The sequence below is a fragment of the bacterium genome (assembly GCA_024224155.1).
Taxonomy (GTDB): Bacteria; Acidobacteriota; Thermoanaerobaculia; order Multivoradales; family JAHEKO01; genus CALZIK01.
On the sequence record JAAENP010000081.1, the window covers coordinates 1 to 1211 of the forward strand.

Consider the following 1211-nt stretch of genomic DNA (forward strand, 5'->3'; position numbering starts at 1 on the left):
ATGAGCTCGCCGAAGATTCCTGCTGAAGACGTGTAGACGACCTTGCGCGCCCCGGCTTTGCGCGCCGCCTCGAGCACCTGGAGTGTTCCGATGGCATTGATCTGCGAGTCCAGGATCGGGTGGTCGCTCGAGCGCTTGTTGCCGACCGAAGCGGCCATGTGAAAGACCATGTCGGCACCGACAACGGAGCGCTCAACGGCCTCCGGCTCGAGGATCGAGGCCTCGATGAGCTCGATCTCGGGCAGGCTCTCCAGGTTTTGGCGATAGCCGCTCGAGAGATCGTCGATGACTGTCACCTGGCGCCCTTCGGCGACCAGCTCGCGGACCAGGTTCGAGCCGATGAAGCCGGCTCCGCCGGTTACGGTTGCTTTTGCCACTCTCACATCCTCTCATCCAGGAACTTGCCGGTTTCCTGGTGTTGAAACTCGGGCAGCAGCGTGCAGAGCTGGTCGAGAAGCTCCTGGCGGGACCAGCTTCCGGAGTCGCGCCGAGCCCGGACCTCGGCAAGAAGGTGGCCGACAGCGTCGGCATCGGTATCGGTGAGCTCGGGCCATTTCACGACGCCGATCTCCTCGTATCGGTCGAGGTCGACCTCCTCGGCGGCCATGGTGAACTCCTCGACCTCTTTCTCCCCGGTGGTGTCGCTCGAGAAGAAGTAGCAGGGCCAACGGCCTCGCGCCGCCAGTTCCTCCACGCTCGCCCGGGCCTCTTGTTCGGAGGCGCACGGATGCGCCCGGTAGCCGCGATCTTCCAAGAACCGCTCGGCGATGGTGCGAAAGTCCACGGCGTCGAAGTTCTCTGTCACGTTGGGAAAATAGACCTCCCGATTGGCGCCCTGGAGACAGGACAGGAGACAGAGGACGGCCGCCTCGGAGTCGGTTATGAAGTAGCGGCGGACGTCCTCGGGAGCCGCGAGGGGCTGGCGCTTCTCCATCCGCCGCGTGAATCCGTGCAGGAGACTGCCGTCGGAGAACGCCACGTTGGCGAATCGGGCCGAGGAAACCGGTATGTCGCGGCTGCCGCGAGCGAGACACAGTTCCATGGCCCGCTTGGTCGCACCCATCGCATTTGCTGGGTTAGCGGCTTTGTCCGACGAGACCGCGAAGTAGCGATCGGCGCCCATCTCGGCGGCGTAGCGCAAGGTGTCCTCGGTGTTGAGGATGTTGACCGCCAGCATTCGCATCAGCGTGTACGGGTCCTTCTCGCTGCGC

At 64.2% G+C, this 1211-nt stretch carries 2 protein-coding genes; both read right to left on the reverse strand.

Annotated elements, in window-relative coordinates; genetic code table 11:
- Nucleotides 1-377 (reverse strand): NAD-dependent epimerase/dehydratase family protein (locus GY769_04480; GenBank protein MCP4201172.1); only part of this gene is annotated, 377 nt, incomplete at its 3' end.
- Nucleotides 378-379: 2 nt separating this feature from the next.
- On the reverse strand, nucleotides 380-1211 hold an 832-nt coding region (locus tag GY769_04485; protein ID MCP4201173.1), incomplete at its 5' end, for a polysaccharide biosynthesis protein.